Source organism: Mesorhizobium sp. M2E.F.Ca.ET.209.01.1.1 (genome assembly GCF_004010375.2).
In the GTDB taxonomy this organism is placed as follows: domain Bacteria; phylum Pseudomonadota; class Alphaproteobacteria; order Rhizobiales; family Rhizobiaceae; genus Mesorhizobium.
The window spans coordinates 1-377 of sequence record NZ_SADP02000382.1 but is presented as its reverse complement, the minus strand read 5'-3'; the positions used below and the strand labels follow the sequence as shown (position 1 = coordinate 377).

The following is a 377-nucleotide window of genomic DNA, read 5'->3' as shown; positions in this document are numbered from 1 at the left end:
GCCGGTCGGCTGCGTCGGCGGTTACACGCACGAGGAACGGCTTCGGCGACAGCGGCGTGCGGACATGCAGCTGCAGGTCGAGCCCCTGATAGGCCAGCACCTCGACCGTTCCGGTCGTCCGGTTCGCGGTATCCGCTGACGGGAACAGCCGGACGCGTTCGGGCCGCACCGACGCGACGGCAGCCGCCCCGGACGAAAGCGCTGCGGGGACCTTGCCGGCGATGCGCGCGCCATTCGCGGCCACGACGCCATCGGCTGACACCTTGCCCGGGATAAAATTCATCACGCCGATGAAGTCGGCGACGAAACGCTCAGCCGGATGCTCATAGACCGCATGGGGGGTGTCGGATTGCAGCAGCTTGCACTCTTGCAGCCAC

1 protein-coding gene is annotated in these 377 nt (G+C 67.9%); it reads right to left on the bottom strand.

Translation table 11 applies throughout. The features are described from left to right. The coding region (locus EN852_RS36090; protein ID WP_135879706.1) for a TOBE domain-containing protein at window positions 1-377 on the bottom strand (377 nt) is incomplete at both ends.